This is a genomic window from Actinoplanes italicus (genome assembly GCF_003001815.1).
Lineage (GTDB): Bacteria > Actinomycetota > Actinomycetes > Mycobacteriales > Micromonosporaceae > Actinoplanes > Actinoplanes italicus.
This window is the reverse complement of sequence record NZ_PVMZ01000003.1, coordinates 249,175-267,280: the sequence shown is the minus strand read 5'-3', so window position 1 is coordinate 267,280 and position 18,106 is coordinate 249,175. Positions and strand designations below refer to the sequence as shown.

Below are 18,106 nucleotides of genomic sequence, written 5' to 3'. Positions count from 1 at the left end.
AGGACACCTCTGAACACGAGCGAACGAGACGAAAATTGAGACGGCTCGCCTTCCGCTTGGACCTGCCTCAGGACGTACCTCTGACGGGGCGCTCAGCATAGGGTCAGCAAGACAGGCAAGCTCAACGATCGCGTGATGAGCGTACGCAGCGGAGCCCACGAGGACCTGCCGACGAAAGCTCGCACGCTTCTCCTACTCGTCGCGCATGTAGCGCTGTTGCTCGCCTCGACCTTCACGATGGTTCATCATCAACTGAGCTACATTCACACCCAAGAGCGACAGGAAGCCGCCCCGGCCCGCTGTCAGCACGTTCCATCACAGGCTATTCACGACCGCCGTGATCCTATCCAGGTGCAACCGCCCAACACCGCTGGTTAGAACACACTCGTTAAAGGACACCCGCAAACCCGAACGGGCTAGCCCAAAACTTGGGTCGATCCTCTATGCTCAACCGCGGCAGCCCCGGGAACAGCGTAATGCAATCAGAAAGATTAGCACTATAGCCAGATTCGATCAGATTATGTCGTCCGACTGCACGATCAGCAATTCTTCAAAAAGTAGCCTGAACCCCGAGTCAAGGACAGGAGGAGTCAAATGCGACCCGGGCGACGGGCAACCGGCATCCTACTCCTAGTAGTCATGGCAAATTTTGTTGCGGTACTTATTGGCATCACCACAAATATAGCTACGGAGGTGTTGCCAGATAAATGGGAGTCACACCTTTGGATATCTTGGCCAACGTTAGCCACGCTCGTACTTTTAGCAATAGTGCTAGCAGTCCGAATGCACCAGCTCAGCAATCAAGGACCTTCGACGAGTAGCGAAAGGCTGGAAAACATTCGGGAAGCCCTAGTTAAACAGGTTTGGCGAATCTGGGTTGCCGGCATTCTCGAAAAGTCCATTTATCGTCAAGTCTACATCGACCTAGACCTCGAAACTTCTGTCGACACTCAGGTATACCCTTGGCATTCCTTAGTTGAAACTCCGGGGCATACGGCTGTCAACCTAAGCAGCGGTTCAGATCTTGTAAATGCTTTAGAAGAACATGGCTCATTGCTGATCATTGGCGCGGCCGGCGCTGGCAAGACAACAATGCTGCTGGATCTCGCGAAACACCTACTCGACGCAGCCAGAAGCGACAAGGATAAACCAATACCCGTCGTCTTCCAACTTGCCTCTTGGGCCGTCACACGCAAGCCGTTGGCCGAATGGCTGGCCGACGAACTGGTTGGCGACTGGTACGGAGTACGCCGGGAGGTTGCCGAAAAGTGGATCCACGAGGAAATGATTCTGCCGCTGCTCGATGGCTTAGATGAAGTAGTCTCCGTTCATCGACCTGCATGCGCAAAAGCTATCCGCGACTTCCGAAATAGCTTCCGCCTTCTACCATTGGTTGTGTGCAGTCGAGCAGCGGAGAACGACGCACTTGAAGTAGGTCTCGATCTTCCTGTGACTATTCGCGTTCAACCACTCACACGAGAAAAGGTGAATGATTACCTGCGGCGAATCGGCAATTCCGTTGCAGGAGTAGACGAAGCTTTGCAAGCAGATCCTACGTTGTGGGAGCTACTTAATAACCCCTTCATACTTAGTCTCACAATTTCTGCCTACCAGGGATCAAAGGCGGGCGACATTGGACTCGGCGATTCCTTAGACGAACGCCGACATCGCCTATTTGAAACCTTCATCAAGCGGGCACTACGTCGCAAATCTAACGTTAACAAGGAATTCTCTAGCGAGCATGCAGTTCGCTGGCTGAGCTACCTAGCGCGAGGCCTAGGCCAACGGTTCGAGCAGGTCTTCTACGTGGAATTCATCAATGCATCTTGGCTCCCCTCAGCATCAAGCAGACGGAGCGCCATCGTCCTTTCAGCGCTTCCCGCAGGCGTTTTCACCGGCCTCGGCAGCGGTATTGTATTTGGGCTAATGTATGGATCACTGGCCGGATTCATTATCGGGTCTGTCTTCGGCATATCCGTCAGCCTAACTATGGCGTTAGGTAGCGGCACTGACGTGCCTTTTGCAGAAGGACCTAACCGCCAGATGCGTGTAGCCAGTCAGGTTGCCAGTCAGGTTGCCGAATGGTGGATTCCTGCACTAGCACTGTCCGGAATTATTGGTTTCATATTTTTCGTGATCGGCTTGGTCCCGGGCTTACTTTTCGGAGCCTTCTCTAGCGAGCCATTTTTGTCTGCTCTATGGCTTATTAGCGGATTCGCTGGAGCTGTCGGTATTGTGCTAGGGCTGCTTATCTCGGCACCGTTATTCCAGACTCTTGACAGTACGGCACCTAATAATCTTCCCCCTGGGGGAAGTATCCGCGTTGCTGCATGGTCAACGGTACTCATGTCAGCCTCTGTGGCATTGCCAACTGCAATAATATTTGCATGGTGGCACGGTATAGCCGCCGCTGTAGCTGGCATCGGGCTCGGAGCAGCTGTGGCCTATCTAGGCAACGGTCGGGCATACGTTCAATATTGGGTCACCCGTGTCTATCTCGCGCGATTTAGGCTTGCTCCCCTTCGTTTATTAGACTTCCTAGAATTTACGACGACCGCAATGATAACCTTTCGAATCGGCGGCGGCTACTTCTTTCACCATCGGCTGCTACTCGAACACTTTTCTCGACTTCCTTTGACTGGAGTCCCAGAGAAGTACATCTCGGGTGGACTGCCAGGCATCGACCTTCGACCAAAACAATTATTAGAATACGCTATGAAGCTCGCCGAGCATTCCCCCAGTGACGCAGCGAGAGCTCTAGCGTTCGTCGCCCCGGAATTACATCCCGAAGAATTTGCGCCTGTGGCTTTCGAAATCGCCAGTAGCATGAGTGCGGCCGTTTCAAGACGCCTCAATCGGTCTCGCATGTCGCATTCATCCATCGACCACTTCTACGCTCTTGAACGCTCTGAAGTGTTCGCAGCAATGGCGATCTATGGCCTAGTAGTTCGGTCAAATCACGCCGAGTTGGGCTTCGCCGCCGCGATGAGAGGCGGAGAATTAATTAATGGCTTGATCGAGCGTCGCGAAACCTTTGAAACGCCAGATGGAGGAAGGCTACTCTATCGACTTACTGCCGATGGGAGCGCGATAGAGACGATACGGGCAATAACGGAATTCTCGGAGGATGAGGATCCTCAAAGAACGGCTCGCGCAAAGGAGCTACTGGCAAAGCTTGCCGCAAACGGTTTTTCAACTGAATTCCTGGATAGAATCAACTAGATGAGGCAGTATCGAGTTCGCACTTCGATACGAGGACATACCTCACCAGGCAAGGATTAGCGTGGGATATCATGGGCTTCTCTTGCTGAGATCGGGAGTAGTAAAATGGCTAGCATTGAGCGCACGCTCGTACTTTTGAAGCCGGATGCCGTTGCTCGTGGCCTGATCGGCCGCGTAGTTCAGCGATTCGAGGACGCCGGCCTGAAGGTTGTCGGCACGAAGATGGTGCAGATCGACGCCGAGCTGGCGCGCAAGCACTACTTCGACCTTGAGGAGCGGTTCGGCAAGTCGGTCTTCGACGTGACGGCCAACTTCATGCAGACCGGGCCGGTCATCGCCCTGGTCCTCGAAGGCGTTGAGGCCGTTGCCAACGTTCGGCGCCTGGTCGGTGTCACCTTCCCGAACCAGTCTGCTCCGGGCACGATCCGTGGGGACTTCGCGCACACGTCGAAGGCGTACACCGAGGCCAAGCACATCGTTGCTGCCAACCTCATCCACGCCTCGGGCAACGTTGAAGAGGCCAAGTACGAGGTTGACCTGTGGTTCGACTCCTCTGAGCTGTTCGACTACCAGACCGTCGCTGAGAAGTACGTCTTCTAATGGTTGACGAGCAGGTCGAGGAACTGCCGGCGCTCAGTGAGGTTCGGCAGAGCTACGAAGAGGCGCGCGAGCAGGGAGACCACCGCGCGGCGGCGGAATTCGCCTACGCGCTGGCGATCCGGTTGAAGTGGATCGGGCTCTGCTCGGAGGCTGAACACTTCGCTGCCGAGTGCCTGGCGCTCGCCGAGGTACTGCCTTCGGCGACGCTCGACGATGTGGTCTCGACCCGCTCGTCTGTGGGCGGAGTTCCGCTCCCGGACCACTTCCATGACGATGTGGTCCGGTGGCGGCTGTCCAACCTCCTCGATCCGGCTGAGGCCGGTCGCCGGCTTTAGCTGAGGTTCGCGTCCAGGTGCTCTTGCACCGGGCCGAAGAATGGATACGGGACGTAAGCGGCAAGGGTGGCGCGGTCGCACCACGCCACTTCTGCCAGCTCTTCCGGATCGCCGACGTAGGCCTCTCCGCTGACGACGTCGCACGCGATGTAGACCATGGTCCGGCCGGTGTTCGGATGGACGCGTTCGCCGAGTTCCTTGGTCGCACGCACGGTGAGGCCGGTCTCCTCCAGCGCCTCGCGGACCGCGGCATCCTCGCCGGTCTCGCCGGCCTCGACCTCGCCGGCCGGGAACTGCCAGGACAGCTGGCCTTCCTTGACGTTGCGGCGAGCCATCAACACCTGGCCGTCCTGCACGATGATCGCTGCGGCGATCGGCGGACGTTCGGTGCTGTCGGTGTTGCTCATTGTTCCCCTTCCAAGGCGCGCAGAATCGGCGCGTATATCCGTTCTTCTGGGATGAAGCGAGTGATCCTCTGGCTCGGCACCCACAGGGCGCTCGCGTTCTCGACGGCGTCTCGGTTCTCGACCTCGCCGGCGAGGTAGTCGCAGAGGAAGTAGCGGGCGTTGACGCCCGTGAGCGGATGGATCCGTGCGCCCAGCTCGGTACGGACCGAGCAGTGGATTCCGGTCTCGGCGAGCGTCTCGCGGCTCGCGACGGTGGCCGGCTTCGCGCCTGGCTTGACGATGCCGGCGGGGAACTGCCAGTCCAGTCCTCCGGGATCGGCGTCGCGCCGGCAGACGAGCAGGACCTCCGCGTCCTTCACCACGATCGCGATCGCGACGGTGAGCGCTACGACGTTGCTGACGGCCTGGGCTTCGGCGTCGTCGTCGGCCTTGAGTTGACGGGCGAAGCGCAGCTTCACCGGCTCGGCAGCGCGCTCATAGGCGGTATCGAGGGCGCGTTGCAGCTCGGGGCGGATCACGATGTCCGGCCGTTCGTTCCAGGACGCGATGGTGCGCTTGGCGACACCGATCAGGGCGGCCAGCTCGTCTTGCGACATGCGGAGAGCGGCTTGCAGCGCGATGGCGTGGCGGCCGGTCCACTGGTCGATGACGGTGTCCCGAGCGGGTTGGCTCATGACAAGCCCCGCTGAGCAGGTGAGATGCGCAGACCCGTCCTCGCCGACTGACTGAGGCGCAGGTCAACGGGCATCTATCCGTCGGCCACCGTGAGGATTGTGCCTGCCGGATAGACCTCGGTCGAACCGTCCGAGCGGGTGACAGTCAAGGCCGTCGATGACGTGGCACTGTCGCCGGGACTGAGCTGGATGCTGACCGGCGTCTCGACGACGAACGTCCCATAGCCGTGGCGAACCTCGATCAGTCCTTCACTCCGAAGGATCGCGAGCGCGCGGCGCACGGTCTCTCTGGCCAGCCCGAACTCGTCGTGGAGATCCTTCTCGGACGGCAGGCGCTGCCCCGCGGTGAAGGCTCCGCTGCTGATGCGCTCACGCAGGACGTTCGCGAGCTGCCGGTAGGCAGTCCCTTCGCGGTCCGGCGTGATCATGTGGTCACGCTAGGTCGAGTGGAATGGTCCGGTGGACGTATATACGTCTAGACGTGCCGCAAATCTGACAACTGTGCTATCAGCGGCATTTCGCCGCCTCACAGGCATCGTGCATCACCAATGCATCAGAGGTGCATCGGTGATGGGTTCCTGCCTCATCGGCAGTGCGCGGAAACCTCGGTTTACTTGGCCTTACCGAGAAACGGCGCCAGCGAAGGAGGTGAGGAACAGATGCTCGGAGCCGCTTACTCCGACCCGCGACGCGGGCGGGAAGCCTGCCACTCGCGGATCGTCGCGGGACGCCAGGCCGGCGATCGGCCGAACATGCGGTCCGGCGCCGGCGCCTGGCCGCGAGAGACGTAAGCCGCCCACGTCGGGCGAGTGATCTCGGCGCCAACTGAGCGCAGGAACTCCAAGACGAGGTCAGTCGTCCACCAGTCGTCCGGCAGTTCGCCGCTCATCTCGCTCATCGCCGGTGAGATTACGCGATCTGCGCCCTGCATCGCTGCGTGCGATGCGCTCTCCATCTCCCTGTTCAGAGTGATCGCCTTGCCTGAATACAACGTCGAGCTGTAGCGTGCGCCTATGACTACAACGCGAGGTTGTATTCGGCTCGGGATCAGACCGGAAGGACTTCCGTGTACCGCGATCCGATGCCTGAAGAGCCGACCCCTGCCCACCTCGACGCCATCGAGCGCGAACAGCGCCTCCTGGAGGCGGAACTCGCGCTGGTCGACGCCGAGATCCTGTTCTTCACCGCTGAGTCGAAGCCGACCCAGCTCGACTACCGCCGGCTTCGCCGGGCTCAGAACCGTGTCCTCCGCGAGATGGTCGCTCTGCTGGAGCGCTACCTCCGCTCGATCGACGACGCAGCCTGAGCGGGGGCCGGCCATGAGTCTCGGCGTCTTCTCGACGATGCTGATCGCGGCGATCGGGATGCTCCTGATCGACCGCAAGACCCGGGGGCGGATCGTCTTCGCCGTCATCTGTGCCCTGATGCTCGGCCTGGTCATCGCCGGAAGTGACGGTGTCCTGGCGCAACCGGCTCACGCACTGGTCGACGGTGTCCGCGACGGTCTCACCTCGATCGGCCGCTCGCTGGGAGGCGGCAAGTGATGGCCGGCCAGCTGTCCCGGCTTCGGTGGGGTGTGCGGGCTGTGCTGCTGCTCGGGGTGGCCACCTCGGTCGCCGCCAACATCCTGCACGCTCAACCGAATCCGATCAGCCAGACGATCGCGGCGTGGCCGCCGCTGGCGTTGCTGCTGACTGTCGACCTGATCTCCCGGGTTCCGGTGCGGAAGGGCTGGCTCGCGGTCGTACGGCGGACGGCGACGGGCGCTCTGGCGGCTATCGCTGCGTTCGTGTCGTACGGCCACATGGTCGGAGTCGTGGCCCGGTATGGCGAGGTCGGAGCCGTGCCGTACCTGATCCCGCTGTGCGTTGACGGCTTGGTCGTGGTCGCGTCCGTCTGCCTGGTCGAGCTGAATACGTCGGTCAAGCAGGCGGACACCGAAGCGGACACGGTCGCGGACATCGCGAAGGCACCTGCTGTCCGCGCCAAGAGTCCGGCGAGCAGCGCGAACAAGACGGCCACGGCGGTCGCGCGGCTTCGGTCCCGGCATCCCGATCTCGGCACTCAGGAGATCGCTCAACGGATCGGCGTCACTGACCGCACTGTCCGCCGCCATCTGTCCGCCGCCGCGTCCTGACCGATCGGAGAAGCCCCATGTTCGAGATCGAGATCCCTCTGAAGTACCACGCCACGCTCGCCCTACAGGTTCTCGGCGAGAACTCCGAGGAGATCGCCGAGACGCTGCTGAACGGCAACTGGCTCGGACGGCGTCACGACTCGGGTGCCTGCCCGATCGCCGTCTTCCTGACCGCGATCCTGCCCGGTGTGCTCGGCGTGGCTGTCGGCAGCAATCAGTTGACCATCCACCCGGCCGACGACACCGAGCCGGACATCGATGTTGACCTCCCGCCGGCCGTCGCCGGGTTCGTCCTTGCCTTCGACATCGGGGCGTTTCCGGAACTCATCGCGCCCAGCGACGACGCGGCGCCTGACATCTGACTCTGCCCGGGGCGCGGCCTCCCGGCCTCGCAAACCATCGGCCGCGCCCCGGCCTCACCCCTTCGGTCTTCAGACCTCCTGGAGGAATCTCCATCATGGCAACCCCTTCCCCGGACGGCGAGTTCGACTGGACTGCCGCGGAAGCCCAGGTCGGCGATGTCGTCGACCTCGGTACCGCGCGGCGCCGGCGACAGCCCGACGACTGGACCGCGGACGTCGACGACGAACGCGACGAACTCGGAGACGAGCCGATCCTCGTCGACCCTCCCGACTCGGACTCGCGGGTCTCGTGGGCTGAGGCAGCCGCGGGCCGGCGCCCGATCGTTCCGGCCTGGCTTCGCTCCAAGAGCGAGGCACTCGCCCTGGCTCGCTGGATCGTCGGCCACTACACGCACGTCAGCGCCTATCACCTGCTTCGGGCGCCGCTCTACGCCGGTCGCCTGGTGGTCCGTGCTCCTCGCGGAGCGGTCCGGGCGGTTGCGGGGACGGCTCGGTGGGCTTCGGACGCCGAGGGGCGGCCAGTGCGGCTCGCTGCTGTCCGGCGTGAGGACGCTGACGAATATCTGAAGCTGTCCCGCCAGCGTGATGCCCGGGTGCGGCTCCGCGCGCTGATCCTGACCTTCGGCTTCTCGGTGGGCGCGATCGGCGGAGCGCTCCTGGTTCTTTCAACGACACAGGAGATTCGGTACGCCGTACTCGCGGTTCTCATCGGTCTACTCGGAGTGGCCGGCTCGCCTGCTGACAAGCCGCTGATGGACGTCGCCGCTGTAAAGCCGCGCGTTCGCAAACTCACGGCTGACGTGCTCACCCGGGCGTTCCTGGCCGCTGGGTTGTGCAAGCCGGACGACCTGATCAGTTTCCCGGCGCCGATCATGCGGGACGGTCCTGGGTGGCGTGCCGTGATCGATCTGCCGTTCTCGGTGAAGGCCGACACGGCGATCAAGAAGCGCAACGATCTCGCAGCCGGACTCGACCTCGATGAGGTTCAGGTGTGGCCGGAGCGGGTCCGTGGCGCGGCAGGGTCGGCGCGGCGGCTGGCGCTGTGGGTGGCGGACGAAGACCCGTACGCGAAGCCCTCTGGCCTCTGGCCCTTGATCTTGAAGGGTGTAGTGGACGTCTTCGAGCCGTTCCCGTTCGGTGAGGACCAGCGTGGGCGGATCGTCGCGTTGCAGCTCATGTTCACGTCGCTGCTGATCGGGGCGATTCCGCGGATGGGCAAGACGTTCGCCGCTCGTTTGCCAGCCCTCGCTTGTGCGCTTGATCCGATCGTTGAGCTGCACATCTACGACGGCAAGGGTGGACAGGACTGGCGGGCCTTCGAGCGGATCGCTCACCGGGTCGGCTTCGGTGTGCGGGACGAGGTCGTGCTCGGCCTGGTCGAGGATCTGCGTGCGCTGGTCGTCGACATGAACCGGCGATACGACACGATCGCGACCCTGCCCGCGGACATCTGCCCGGAGTCGAAGGTGACCCGGGGGATCGCCGAGCGACGCTCGCTGAAGCTCTGGCCGGTGCTCGTGTCGATCGATGAGTTCCAGCGCTACAGCGGGCACCCGCTCTACGGCGACGAGATCGTGAGCCTGCTGACCGAGCTGTGCAAGGTCGGGCCGTCGGTCGGGTTCATGATCTCGCTGGCCACGCAGAAGCCGGACGGCAAGGCCGTTCCGACGGACCTGCGCGACAACATCGGTACGCGGTTCGCGCTCAAGACGATGACTTGGCAGTCCTCCGAGGCCGTGCTCGGGGCGGGCTCCTACACAGCAGGACACGACTCGTCACGGCTCCAGCGCGCCCACAAGGGGGTCGGCATCCTGCTCGGTGCCGACGACTCGGGCGCGGTCGAGGAGGCCGTGACCGTCCGGACGAGCCGCACGCCGCTCGCCGACATCGACGCGGTGATCACGCGGGCTCACGCACTCCGCCAGGCGCGCGGCACACTCACCGGGCGCGCGGCCGGCGATGCTCTGGCGCTTCCTGGTCCTGCGGCGTCACTTCTCGACGACGTGCTGACCGTGGTTCCGGCCAGTGAGCCCAAGATCTGGTCGGAGACCCTCGCTGCGCGGCTCGGCGAGCTTCGGCCCGAGACGTACGCCGGGTGGAAGCCCGAGCAGGTTGCGGCGGCTCTCAAGCCGTTCGGGATCCCGGTCGGTCGGCAGGTGTGGGGAAGCGATCCGGTGACCGGCGAAAAGGCGAACCGGAAGGGCGTGCACCGCGAGGACATCGCGGCTGCGGTCGCCGAGCGTAACCAGCGGCGCCGCGCCGCATAGCGCTAGCGCGCCGCTAGATCTAGCCCCGTCAAGCGCTAGATCTAGCGGCAGCGCTAGCCCTCGAAAACCGACCTCACCAGGACGCTAGCGCTCTAGCGCCCATACCCTGCCGCGCCCTAAAACAGCCCTGGAGGGCATCAGTGGACTCCCTTCGACTCGCCGCTAGCCTGCTCTGCCCCGCCCTGATCATCATCACTCTCAGCTATGCCGCCGTCTGCGCGGCTTCGCCGTTCGGGACCTGCCGCAAGTGCTCCGGACGCGGGCGGCTCGGTACCGGGCGTGGCCTGCGGAGCCGTGCCTGCCGGCGCTGCGACGCGACCGGGATCCGGATCCGGTTCGGCCGGCGGCTCTTCAACGATCTCGCCCGCGTGCACCGCGATGGCACCCGCTGACCTGCCCTTTCGATCGACGGGATCTCACACAGTGACTCGCACTCCCCCGCACGACATCGCCGCGGAGCAAGCCGTCATCGGCTCCGTCCTGCTGGCTCCGCGCCTCATCGCGGACCTGGCGCGCGTCGTGCAGCCCGAGGACTTCTACCGCCCGGTGCACGCCGAACTGTGGCGAGTCCTGACCCGGCTGCACGCTGCGGGAGAGCCCGGGGACCTGATCGCCGTCGCCGCGCACCTGGCCGACCTCGGATCGATCGGGCGGCTCGGCGGAGTGCCCTACCTCCACACCCTCATCGCTGCCGTACCCACCACGGCGAACGGACCGCACTACGCCCGGATCGTCGCCGAGCACGCGCGACGCCGGGAGGTCGCCGACCTCGGTAGCCGACTCACCCAACTCGCCGGTAGCGGCGCCGACACCGAGGATGTCCTCGCGGCCGGCCGCGCGATGCTCGACGCCGCTCCGGCGCAGGCCTGGCCGGATCCGATCCCGCTGTCGGCTCGGCGTGCCCCGAGGCCGTTCCCGGTCGACGCGTTGCCGTCGTGGGTCGCCGAGATGGTTGCCGCCGTCGCCGAGTTCACGCAGACACCCGCGGACCTCTCCGGGTGCATCGCGCTCGCCGCTCTCTCGACCGCTGCGGGAGGGCGGGCCGAGATCGAGATCCGCGGGTCGTGGCGAGAGCCAGCGAACCTGTTCACCGTCGTTGTCCTGCCTCCCGGGTCGCGGAAGTCGGCCGTCTTCACGGCGCTCGTTCGTCCCCTGCTCGCTGCCGAGTCGGTGCTGATCGAGCGGACCCGGCCGGCGATCGTCGAGGCCGAGCTGGCGCTCCGCGTCGCCGCCAAAGCCGCCGACCGTGCGGCGAACGCTGCGGCGGCCGCAGTCGACGCGGGCGGCCGGGATCGGCTTCTCGCGGACGCGACCGCCGCCGCGATGGCTGCCGAGACGATCACCGTTCCCGCTCTGCCGCGCCTGGTCGCCGACGACGTCACCAGCGAGCAAGCCGCATCGCTGCTCGCCGAGCAGGGCGGCAGGCTCGCCGTCCTCTCGCCGGAGGGCGGGATCTTCGCCACCCTGGCCGGCCGCTACTCGGGAGCGCCGAATCTCGAGGTCTTCCTCAAAGGCCACGCCGGCGACATGCTCCGCGTCGACCGGCGATCCCGGCCCGCCGAGCACGTCGACCGGCCGGCGCTCACGCTCGGGCTCGCCGTACAGCCCGAGGTCTTGCGGGACATCGCTCAGATGCCCGGATTCCGCGGCAAGGGCCTGCTCGCCCGGATCCTGTTCGCGGTCCCGGAAAACACGGTCGGACGCCGACGCATCGGCGCCGACCCGATCCCGGGCGCCATCGCCGACGCGTACGCCGAGAACCTGACCGCCCTGGTAGTCGGACTGGCCGGCCTGGCCGAGCCTGCCGTCCTGCCATTGAGCTCTGCGGCCAACGAACGCATGTTGGCGATTGAGCGCGACACTGAACCGCGGCTCGCGCCGTCCGGGACGTGGGCGCACATCGTCGACTGGGGCAGCAAGTACGCCGGAGCCGTCGCCCGCATCGCCGGACTCCTCCACCTCGCCGAGCACCTACCAAGCGGGCCAGACGAGCCGATCTCGGCCGTGACATTCGAGCAGGCCACAGCGATCGGCGCCTACTTCGCCGAGCACGCGCTGACCGCCTTCGACGACATGGGCGCCGATCCGCTGGTCGACGACGCCCGGCACGTCCTGGCTTGGATCGAGCGCTCCCAGACGGAGCGGTTCACCAAGCGCGACCTGTTCACCGCACTGTCGCGCGGCAGGTTCCGCAAGGCCGCCGACCTCGACCCGGTGCTCAACCTCCTGGTCGCCCACGGCTACCTACGGCCAGCGCCAGCGCCCGAGCGCCGTGGCGCCGGCCGCGCGCCGTCACCGGGATGGCTCGTCCACCCGGAAGTCCTCCGGCCAGCGGGCACGGTCCAGCCGATCAGCGCCGGACGGGCCTCATGATCCGCCCCGGCCGTCCGCACAATCCGCGGAATCCGCAGAACGACCAGCCCGCAGCCATTGCGCGGATATCGCGGATTCTGCGGAGCGGCCCGCGAGGTCCCCGCCCGGCCTGTCCTCCCCGGCGACTACCCCTGATCACCTCTCGAAAGGCACTCACCGGATGACAGCCGATCCAAGCGGCGAAGCCGCCGAGATCCCCACCGAACCCATCCGACTGGTCCTCACGATCGAGCAGGCCGCCCGCCGGCTCGGCATCGGCCGGACCCTCATGTACTCGCTCGTCATGGACGGCGAAATCGAATCCGTGACCATCGGCCGGCTCCGCCGCATCCCGGTCGAATGCCTCACGGAGTACGTGACCAAGCTGCGCGAGTCGCAGCGCGACGACCAGGCCGCGTAGGAGGCAACGATGGGACGCAAGCCGAACGGCGCTTCAAGCATCTATAAGGGCGCCGATGGAGCCTGGCACGGGCGGGTAACGGTCGGCACCAAGCCGGACGGGAAGCCCGATCGTCGTCACGTGAGCGGCAAGACCGAGGCCATTGTCACCCGTAAGGTTCGCGAGCTGGAGCGGAACCGGGAGGAGGGCACGGTCCGCAAGGTTGGCCAGCGGTGGACCGTGAAGTCCTGGCTCACTCACTGGGTCGAGAACGTCGCCGCGCCGTCTGTCAGGGAGACGACGATGGTCGGTTACCGGGCTGCGGTCTATAAGCACCTGATTCCTGGGGTCGGTGCTAACCGCCTGGAGAAGCTGGAGCCGGAGCACCTGGAATACCTATACGCCAAGATGATCCGCTCCGGCAGTGCGCCGGGGACCGCACACCAAACTCATCGGACTGTCAAGACCGCGCTCAACGTTGCCGTACGCCGGGGTCACCTCGGGCGCAACGTCGCGCAGCTCGCCAAGCCGCCCCGGCTGGACGAGCAGGAGATTGAGCCCTTCACCGTCGAAGAGGCGCAACGACTGCTCGACGTGGCGGCCGGCAAACGAAATGGCGTCCGGTTCGCCCTAGCGCTGGCGCTAGGTCTGAGGAAAGGAGAAACGCTCGGTCTTAAGTGGCATCGGGTCGACCTCGACAAAGGCCTGTTGCGCACCCCCCGCCAGCTTCAGCGCTACAGGTGGCGACACGGCTGCGACAACCCGACCAAGTGCGGAGAGCGGCTGCACAAGACGAAGCCGTGTCCACCGAAATGTCATCGGCATCAGCGGGCGTGTCCGCCGCCGTGCCCTTCCGATTGCGCACGGCACGCCAGCAAATGCCCGCAGAAGCACGGAGGCGGCCTCAAAGAGGTCGACGTGAAGTCGCGGGCGGGCCGCCGCGCAGTAGGGATTCCAGCCCCGATCGTGGCGGCGCTTCGAGTGCACAAGGAAGTCCAGGATGCGGAGCGGAAGCGTGCCCGCCAACTCTGGGAGGAGGGCGGTTGGGTCTTCGCCCAACAAAACGGCCGGCCGATCGATCCGCGTGCGGATCACGACGCCTGGAAGGAACTCCTCCAAGAGGCTGGTGTCCGGGACGCACGCTTGCATGACGCTCGTCACACAGCAGCGACGATGCTCCTCGTCCTCGGCGTACCTACCCGGGCCGTCATGGAGGTCATGGGCTGGTCTCAGATGGCCATGACCACCCGGTATCAACACCTAGCTCCGGAACTCGCGGTTAATATCGCCGCGCAAGTCACGGAGCTACTTTGGAAGAATAATCGATCTCGCTGACAGATGACGGAACTCTCGGCATTGTCGAGAGTTCCGTCATTACGGGATGCCTCTTAGGCAGCGCGGTAAACATCTAGGTCAGCCGCAAGCACGACTACCGCAAAGCTCCGCTTCTCACTACTTCACAACTTTAATGATGTCAGGCAATTTGATCGCGCCCGTGAACAGGAGGAAAATCACAATGATCCCGGCAATGATAGCCAGTGATCTCATAAACCCTTGATGAGTCCGCTCCAGGCCGGAGTGGAACCTATTCATGAAGACGACGAAGCGAGCTGGAGTTTCGCTCCGATATTTCTCTCGAGGCTCACCGGAGTCGGTAAAGGCTTGCATGCGGGCGGCAATCATCTCGAAAAGCGGGACGGATGTTGGGTGGCAAAGGAAAGCCGCCACCATGATCAGATCAGACCGCACATCTTCGAGCCGCACACCGACTGACCTTTTGTTCGACAGGAAGGTTCGAAGGTTTCCCTCCACACTGCGCAGCACAACCGCAGGCGGACTCTGACTACGGACCACCGCCTCTCTCCCCGATATAACGACTGCATACCGGCTCACGAGCCGGCACAGGGCCATGAGAGCGTCACGAACTGGCGCGCCCGCCAACTGTGCTGCATGGCGATCGGTAACCTGCATTAATAGCCGAAAGGCGGCTAGATGCGGAACAGTCCAGAAGAGTAGCTGCCGGAGCAGCCATGCCAGCATGCCCATAAGCGCAATACCCACGAGATAAAGCAACTCAATCGGGTCGGCCAGTTCGCCGCCTGGCCGGGACGAGATATGCGGGCTAGTGGCCACACCGGCCAAAAATGCGACCAGCACAATCAACTCGCCGACTAGGACGAAGCGGATGACAGCAGTCGCAAATTGAATGCGTATTGAGTGTCGAATAGTCAACGGACGCACGTCGATAGCGGGAAGTATTGAGCCACTTTTACGCCCGCCGCTGCCGATATAAACTAGGGCCACCACACTAAGGACTAGGCCAAGTACCCCACAGACAGGAAGAATCAAGCCGTCGGAGATTATCCCCTGGAAGGCCATACTCAGCGGACCCGCGATAGCTACGGTGAAGCAAATAACCACAAGCAGAAAAGTCAACGAGGCTAGAAATGGCCGATCTCCGCCTGCAATCGCCCGGGCCACGAGTCGGATGTCACCTACCCGTCCTGACCGATAATCCCGGCGTACAAGAATTGCACCTATTCGCTTGTCCTCGCAAAGCCTCACAATAGATCGCGTTGCGACGTAGACCGCGCCGACGGAGAGGACCAGGCTGACGACGTACACTCGTACCGCGAAGAACAGCATCTCGAGCACCGGCTGCATGACTCACATATAGCAGCTTGAATCAAACGATGACGTCGTGGGCCGGCGGGCAGGCAATACAGTCGCAACGCGGGTGACGGCTATCATCCCCACCGCGTACGGTGTCCAGCGTGGATCATCCGCTGCTGCCTCTCACCGACTGGTTCTTCAACCTGCCACACATCATCTGTCCGACATGCTCACGCGGTCACCTGGAGAAGCGCACCAAGTTCTACACGCAACGCTCTGGTCCGTCGCACCAAGCGGAGAACGAGCGCCCGGACGAATTTGAGCCCGAGTGGGTACTGGGCGTATTCACTGGCATGCTCTCCTGCTCCCTGGCCGGCTGTTGGGAGACCGTCGCAGTGGCCGGAGACTACGAGACGGTTCAGGAACCCACAGAGTACGGGTCCTGGACAGAGCAGTATCGGCTTCGATTTGCCCGGCCAGCGCCTTCAATCGTGGATTGCCCAGCACGCACCCCAAGAGCTGTACGGGAAGCAACCGATGCCGCAGCCGCGGTCATCTGGACTGACCCTGCTGGAGCCGCAGGCCGGCTGCGGGTGGCGATCGAAGAACTAATGACCGCGCAGAATGTCACCAAGACCAGGATAGTCACCAACCAGCAGACGCAGAAGCGGCACCGGAGACACCGGATGGCCGACGAACGCATCAAGGAGTTCGCCAGAACCAAGCCAGACGTCGCCGACGTGCTGCTAGCAGTGAAATGGATCGGCAACTCCGGCAGTCACGAGTCGGGACTCAGCGCCCACGATGTGCTCGAAGGCGCGCAGATGTTCAGCCATGCACTGCGCCTGCTCTACGATCCGAGCCAATCGGAACTGCTGCGCCGGGTAGCCCTGGTAAACAAGCGCCGAGGCCCCGCGCCACGCAAGACGGTCGCCCGCAGTAGGCCCTAATCTGTCACAACTGACAAATGCCGGGCGACTGGACCACCAAACGGTATAGCCGACAGAGACGAGCTATTCGGGCCGGCCTCCTGGCCAGCGTCTCAGAGCTAGGACTGCTGAAAGGTGATGGACAGGGTCGACCGGGATCAGGCTGTCGTCGAGGATCGCGGAGGCCAGGACACGGATGCGTGTCATCGCCGCTTGCAGGTCGTCGGCGGTCGCGCGAGGGGCGTCTGCTGCTGGACCGGCGTCAACGCCACACGACGAGCGGCACGCCTATCGGGAGTAGACGCGGCGGTGGGGCGACCTTGGCCTTGGGGCGCCAGTCTCTGGGCCATATCAAGGCGCAGCCGATGACTCTTCGCAAGAGCTATCGCAGACAGGCCACAGGATTGCGTCTGAAGCGAAATGAGACAAGAAGTGAGACGGGAGCGGGTCACCTGTTTCTCTGGCGGCCCGCTCCGATGCTGCTCAGCTTGGTGGGCGCGGTAGGTTTCGAACCTACGACCCCCCGCTTGTAAGCAGACTGCGGTTTAGCGTCGTGCTTTCCCGCGTTCTACCTGCATGCCCGTGACCTGCGGATTTCCACGGAACGCATAAGCGAGTGGTGTCCAGAACGCCTAATCCACGGGCTCTGCGGCCTGCTCCTCACGCGCCAGGTCCTCGTACAGACTGATCACGCCCTGGGCGACACGTAGCCGCTCCTGCGCCGGCAGGGGAAGCGCGCGGATCCGTTCGATCTCCTCGGCCAGTCCGGTCACCGATCGCGTGGTCCGGTTCTTGTCTCTCGCCTTCGCCAGCTCCGCGATGATCGCGTTGATCGTCGCGGGGTCTGAGGGAAGGCCAGCGGCCTCAAGGGCCGATCCGGGTTCGATGCCGACTCCGAGGGCTGCAGCGACGACGGTGGGAGCGGGCGGCCTGCCGCCTTCGCCGTTGACGATCTGGCGCCAGCGGGTTGCGCTGAAGCCTGATCGCGCCGCGGCTTGGCGGCCGGAGATGCCGGCCTTCTCGCGTGCTGCTTCCAGGAGACGGCCGAGCTCGGTGGGCGCGAGCGCGTCAGTCATGAGCTCACCCTAAGGCCTACTGCGCACGACTACGCAACATCAAACATGAGTGAATTGCGTCGATCCTCGCAGTGTTGCGCATAATGCTGCGCACTCTTTGGTGCGCAGCCACTTGCGCACTGCGCACGACTGCGCAATGCTGTGCACATGACCGACACGGCACCGCCGCACCGCCAGGTAACGGGCGACGTAGACGGCCAGCTCATCCGCAAACTCCGCGTGGAGCAGGGCTTCACCGCCGCAACGTTGGCGAGAAAGGCCAAGCCCGCGAGCCTCCAGCACATCTGCGACATCGAGCGCGGACGCCGGAAGCCCTCGCCCGTACTGCTCAGCCGCATCGCCAAGGCCCTCAACACCACCTCCGCTGACCTGATGCGCACCCCGGAGGCCGCCGGTGTCAACCGCTAGCCTCCCCGCTACGCACAGATCTCTGATCGCTGCGCGCGCAGCCAACACGCGGTGGGCGCGTGTGAATTCCCCGGCTGAGCGACGCCAGGCGACGGAGAAGGCCTCGAAAGGTCAGCGCCGGAAGTGGGAGCAGCAGGTCGACCCGGACGGCGTCCTGTCGCCGGAGGAGCTTGCGGCGGGCGTCGAGCGGCTCAAGAAGGCGCACTTCGCGCTGATGTCGCTGCGCTCGGCCCAGGCCCGCGCGGCCCGCAAGGCCTCCTAGCACAAACACCAGGCGGCCCCGCCAGCTCGCCAGCGCACGGGACCGCCCAGACACCCAAGGAG

At 63.9% G+C, this 18,106-nt stretch carries 20 protein-coding genes; 15 read left to right on the top strand and 5 right to left on the bottom strand.

All coding sequences use genetic code 11. The features are described 5' to 3' along the window. Positions 1 to 783: 783 nt before the first annotated feature. From CLV67_RS09010 to CLV67_RS09000, 3 genes are all read left to right on the top strand, one after another. Positions 784 to 3,222, top strand: coding sequence for an NACHT domain-containing protein (locus CLV67_RS09010; protein ID WP_170153791.1), 2,439 nt, complete (start codon positions 784 to 786; stop codon positions 3,220 to 3,222). A gap of 105 nt (positions 3,223 to 3,327) precedes the next feature. Beyond that, entirely contained in the window at positions 3,328 to 3,822 is a 495-nt protein-coding gene (locus CLV67_RS09005; RefSeq protein ID WP_106316716.1) for a nucleoside-diphosphate kinase, read from the top strand. Further along, positions 3,822 to 4,157, top strand: coding sequence for a hypothetical protein (locus CLV67_RS09000; RefSeq protein WP_106316715.1), 336 nt, complete (start codon positions 3,822 to 3,824; stop codon positions 4,155 to 4,157). The genes CLV67_RS09005 and CLV67_RS09000 overlap by 1 nt, the downstream gene beginning before the upstream one ends. Here CLV67_RS09000 and CLV67_RS08995 read toward each other — a convergent pair. From CLV67_RS08995 to CLV67_RS08985, 3 genes are all read right to left on the bottom strand, one after another. Continuing rightward, positions 4,154 to 4,564: an NUDIX hydrolase gene (locus tag CLV67_RS08995; protein WP_106316714.1), complete on the bottom strand. Its 411-nt coding sequence runs from the start codon at positions 4,562 to 4,564 to the stop codon at positions 4,154 to 4,156. The genes CLV67_RS09000 and CLV67_RS08995 overlap by 4 nt on opposite strands. Then, the gene (locus tag CLV67_RS08990) at positions 4,561 to 5,238 is read right to left on the bottom strand and encodes an NUDIX hydrolase (RefSeq protein ID WP_106316713.1); all 678 of its coding nucleotides are present in this window, start codon (positions 5,236 to 5,238) and stop codon (positions 4,561 to 4,563) included. The genes CLV67_RS08995 and CLV67_RS08990 overlap by 4 nt, the downstream gene beginning before the upstream one ends. Positions 5,239 to 5,312: 74 nt before the next feature. Further along, a complete protein-coding gene (locus CLV67_RS08985) occupies positions 5,313 to 5,666 on the bottom strand; it encodes a GntR family transcriptional regulator (RefSeq protein WP_106316712.1) in 354 nt (117 codons plus the stop codon). A 638-nt stretch (positions 5,667 to 6,304) separates the two neighbouring features. Between CLV67_RS08985 and CLV67_RS08975 the strand changes: the two genes are divergently transcribed. The 9 genes from CLV67_RS08975 to CLV67_RS08935 all read left to right on the top strand — a co-directional run bounded on the left by CLV67_RS08975 (position 6,305) and on the right by CLV67_RS08935 (position 14,091). Further along, on the top strand, positions 6,305 to 6,544 hold the full coding sequence (locus CLV67_RS08975) for a DUF6284 family protein (RefSeq protein WP_275414897.1): 240 nt from the start codon (positions 6,305 to 6,307) through the stop codon (positions 6,542 to 6,544). 13 nt (positions 6,545 to 6,557) lie between these two features. Beyond that, positions 6,558 to 6,782, top strand: a complete 225-nt coding sequence (locus CLV67_RS08970; RefSeq protein ID WP_106316711.1) for a hypothetical protein — start codon at positions 6,558 to 6,560, stop codon at positions 6,780 to 6,782. Continuing rightward, on the top strand, positions 6,782 to 7,375 hold the full coding sequence (locus CLV67_RS08965) for a DUF2637 domain-containing protein (protein ID WP_239166254.1): 594 nt from the start codon (positions 6,782 to 6,784) through the stop codon (positions 7,373 to 7,375). The genes CLV67_RS08970 and CLV67_RS08965 overlap by 1 nt, the downstream gene beginning before the upstream one ends. Before the next feature lie 17 nt (positions 7,376 to 7,392). Continuing rightward, complete coding sequence (locus tag CLV67_RS08960; RefSeq protein ID WP_106316709.1) at positions 7,393 to 7,737, top strand: hypothetical protein; 345 nt, start codon at positions 7,393 to 7,395, stop codon at positions 7,735 to 7,737. Positions 7,738 to 7,832: 95 nt separating this feature from the next. Continuing rightward, the gene (locus CLV67_RS08955; protein WP_106316708.1) at positions 7,833 to 10,004 is read left to right on the top strand and encodes a cell division protein FtsK; all 2,172 of its coding nucleotides are present in this window, start codon (positions 7,833 to 7,835) and stop codon (positions 10,002 to 10,004) included. Between the two features lie 140 nt (positions 10,005 to 10,144). Beyond that, entirely contained in the window at positions 10,145 to 10,396 is a 252-nt protein-coding gene (locus CLV67_RS08950; RefSeq protein ID WP_203737045.1) for a hypothetical protein, read from the top strand. Positions 10,397 to 10,427: 31 nt separating this feature from the next. Next, positions 10,428 to 12,377 (top strand): DUF3987 domain-containing protein, encoded by a 1,950-nt coding sequence (locus tag CLV67_RS08945; protein ID WP_106316707.1) that lies wholly within the window; start codon positions 10,428 to 10,430, stop codon positions 12,375 to 12,377. A 160-nt stretch (positions 12,378 to 12,537) separates the two neighbouring features. Beyond that, positions 12,538 to 12,777, top strand: coding sequence for a helix-turn-helix domain-containing protein (locus CLV67_RS08940; protein ID WP_106316706.1), 240 nt, complete (start codon positions 12,538 to 12,540; stop codon positions 12,775 to 12,777). A gap of 9 nt (positions 12,778 to 12,786) precedes the next feature. After that, entirely contained in the window at positions 12,787 to 14,091 is a 1,305-nt protein-coding gene (locus CLV67_RS08935) for a tyrosine-type recombinase/integrase (protein ID WP_106316705.1), read from the top strand. Positions 14,092 to 14,208: 117 nt separating this feature from the next. Here CLV67_RS08935 and CLV67_RS50975 read toward each other — a convergent pair whose 3' ends face one another. Continuing rightward, on the bottom strand, positions 14,209 to 15,420 hold the full coding sequence (locus tag CLV67_RS50975) for a hypothetical protein (RefSeq protein WP_146169024.1): 1,212 nt from the start codon (positions 15,418 to 15,420) through the stop codon (positions 14,209 to 14,211). 110 nt (positions 15,421 to 15,530) lie between these two features. Between CLV67_RS50975 and CLV67_RS08925 the strand changes: the two genes are divergently transcribed. Further along, complete coding sequence (locus CLV67_RS08925; protein ID WP_146169023.1) at positions 15,531 to 16,319, top strand: DUF4145 domain-containing protein; 789 nt, start codon at positions 15,531 to 15,533, stop codon at positions 16,317 to 16,319. A gap of 611 nt (positions 16,320 to 16,930) precedes the next feature. Here the strand turns inward: CLV67_RS08925 and CLV67_RS08915 are convergent. Continuing rightward, positions 16,931 to 17,374 (bottom strand): helix-turn-helix domain-containing protein, encoded by a 444-nt coding sequence (locus tag CLV67_RS08915; RefSeq protein WP_106316702.1) that lies wholly within the window; start codon positions 17,372 to 17,374, stop codon positions 16,931 to 16,933. 147 nt (positions 17,375 to 17,521) lie between these two features. On the opposite strand from CLV67_RS08915, the gene CLV67_RS08910 reads away from it, so the two are divergent. Together CLV67_RS08910 and CLV67_RS08905 are read left to right on the top strand one after the other, a co-directional pair. Continuing rightward, the gene (locus CLV67_RS08910; protein WP_106316701.1) at positions 17,522 to 17,782 is read left to right on the top strand and encodes a helix-turn-helix domain-containing protein; all 261 of its coding nucleotides are present in this window, start codon (positions 17,522 to 17,524) and stop codon (positions 17,780 to 17,782) included. 61 nt (positions 17,783 to 17,843) lie between these two features. Next, the gene (locus CLV67_RS08905; protein WP_106316700.1) at positions 17,844 to 18,044 is read left to right on the top strand and encodes a hypothetical protein; all 201 of its coding nucleotides are present in this window, start codon (positions 17,844 to 17,846) and stop codon (positions 18,042 to 18,044) included. The last annotated feature ends 62 nt before the right edge of the window (positions 18,045 to 18,106 follow it).

What these genes read in the sequence shown, in the direction of transcription:
- CLV67_RS08990 (WP_106316713.1), bottom strand. Translation starts at nt 5,238, where the DNA reads ATGAGCCAACCCGCTCGGGACACCGTCATCGACCAGTGGACCGGCCGC.
- CLV67_RS50975 (WP_146169024.1), bottom strand. Translation starts at nt 15,420, where the DNA reads ATGCAGCCGGTGCTCGAGATGCTGTTCTTCGCGGTACGAGTGTACGTC.
- CLV67_RS08960 (WP_106316709.1), top strand. Translation starts at nt 7,393, where the DNA reads ATGTTCGAGATCGAGATCCCTCTGAAGTACCACGCCACGCTCGCCCTA.
- CLV67_RS09000 (WP_106316715.1), top strand. Translation starts at nt 3,822, where the DNA reads ATGGTTGACGAGCAGGTCGAGGAACTGCCGGCGCTCAGTGAGGTTCGG.
- CLV67_RS08970 (WP_106316711.1), top strand. Translation starts at nt 6,558, where the DNA reads ATGAGTCTCGGCGTCTTCTCGACGATGCTGATCGCGGCGATCGGGATG.
- CLV67_RS08995 (WP_106316714.1), bottom strand. Translation starts at nt 4,564, where the DNA reads ATGAGCAACACCGACAGCACCGAACGTCCGCCGATCGCCGCAGCGATC.
- CLV67_RS08910 (WP_106316701.1), top strand. Translation starts at nt 17,522, where the DNA reads ATGACCGACACGGCACCGCCGCACCGCCAGGTAACGGGCGACGTAGAC.
- CLV67_RS09010 (WP_170153791.1), top strand. Translation starts at nt 784, where the DNA reads ATGCACCAGCTCAGCAATCAAGGACCTTCGACGAGTAGCGAAAGGCTG.
- CLV67_RS08935 (WP_106316705.1), top strand. Translation starts at nt 12,787, where the DNA reads ATGGGACGCAAGCCGAACGGCGCTTCAAGCATCTATAAGGGCGCCGAT.
- CLV67_RS08965 (WP_239166254.1), top strand. Translation starts at nt 6,782, where the DNA reads ATGGCCGGCCAGCTGTCCCGGCTTCGGTGGGGTGTGCGGGCTGTGCTG.
- CLV67_RS08985 (WP_106316712.1), bottom strand. Translation starts at nt 5,666, where the DNA reads ATGATCACGCCGGACCGCGAAGGGACTGCCTACCGGCAGCTCGCGAAC.
- CLV67_RS08955 (WP_106316708.1), top strand. Translation starts at nt 7,833, where the DNA reads ATGGCAACCCCTTCCCCGGACGGCGAGTTCGACTGGACTGCCGCGGAA.
- CLV67_RS09005 (WP_106316716.1), top strand. Translation starts at nt 3,328, where the DNA reads ATGGCTAGCATTGAGCGCACGCTCGTACTTTTGAAGCCGGATGCCGTT.
- CLV67_RS08940 (WP_106316706.1), top strand. Translation starts at nt 12,538, where the DNA reads ATGACAGCCGATCCAAGCGGCGAAGCCGCCGAGATCCCCACCGAACCC.
- CLV67_RS08915 (WP_106316702.1), bottom strand. Translation starts at nt 17,374, where the DNA reads ATGACTGACGCGCTCGCGCCCACCGAGCTCGGCCGTCTCCTGGAAGCA.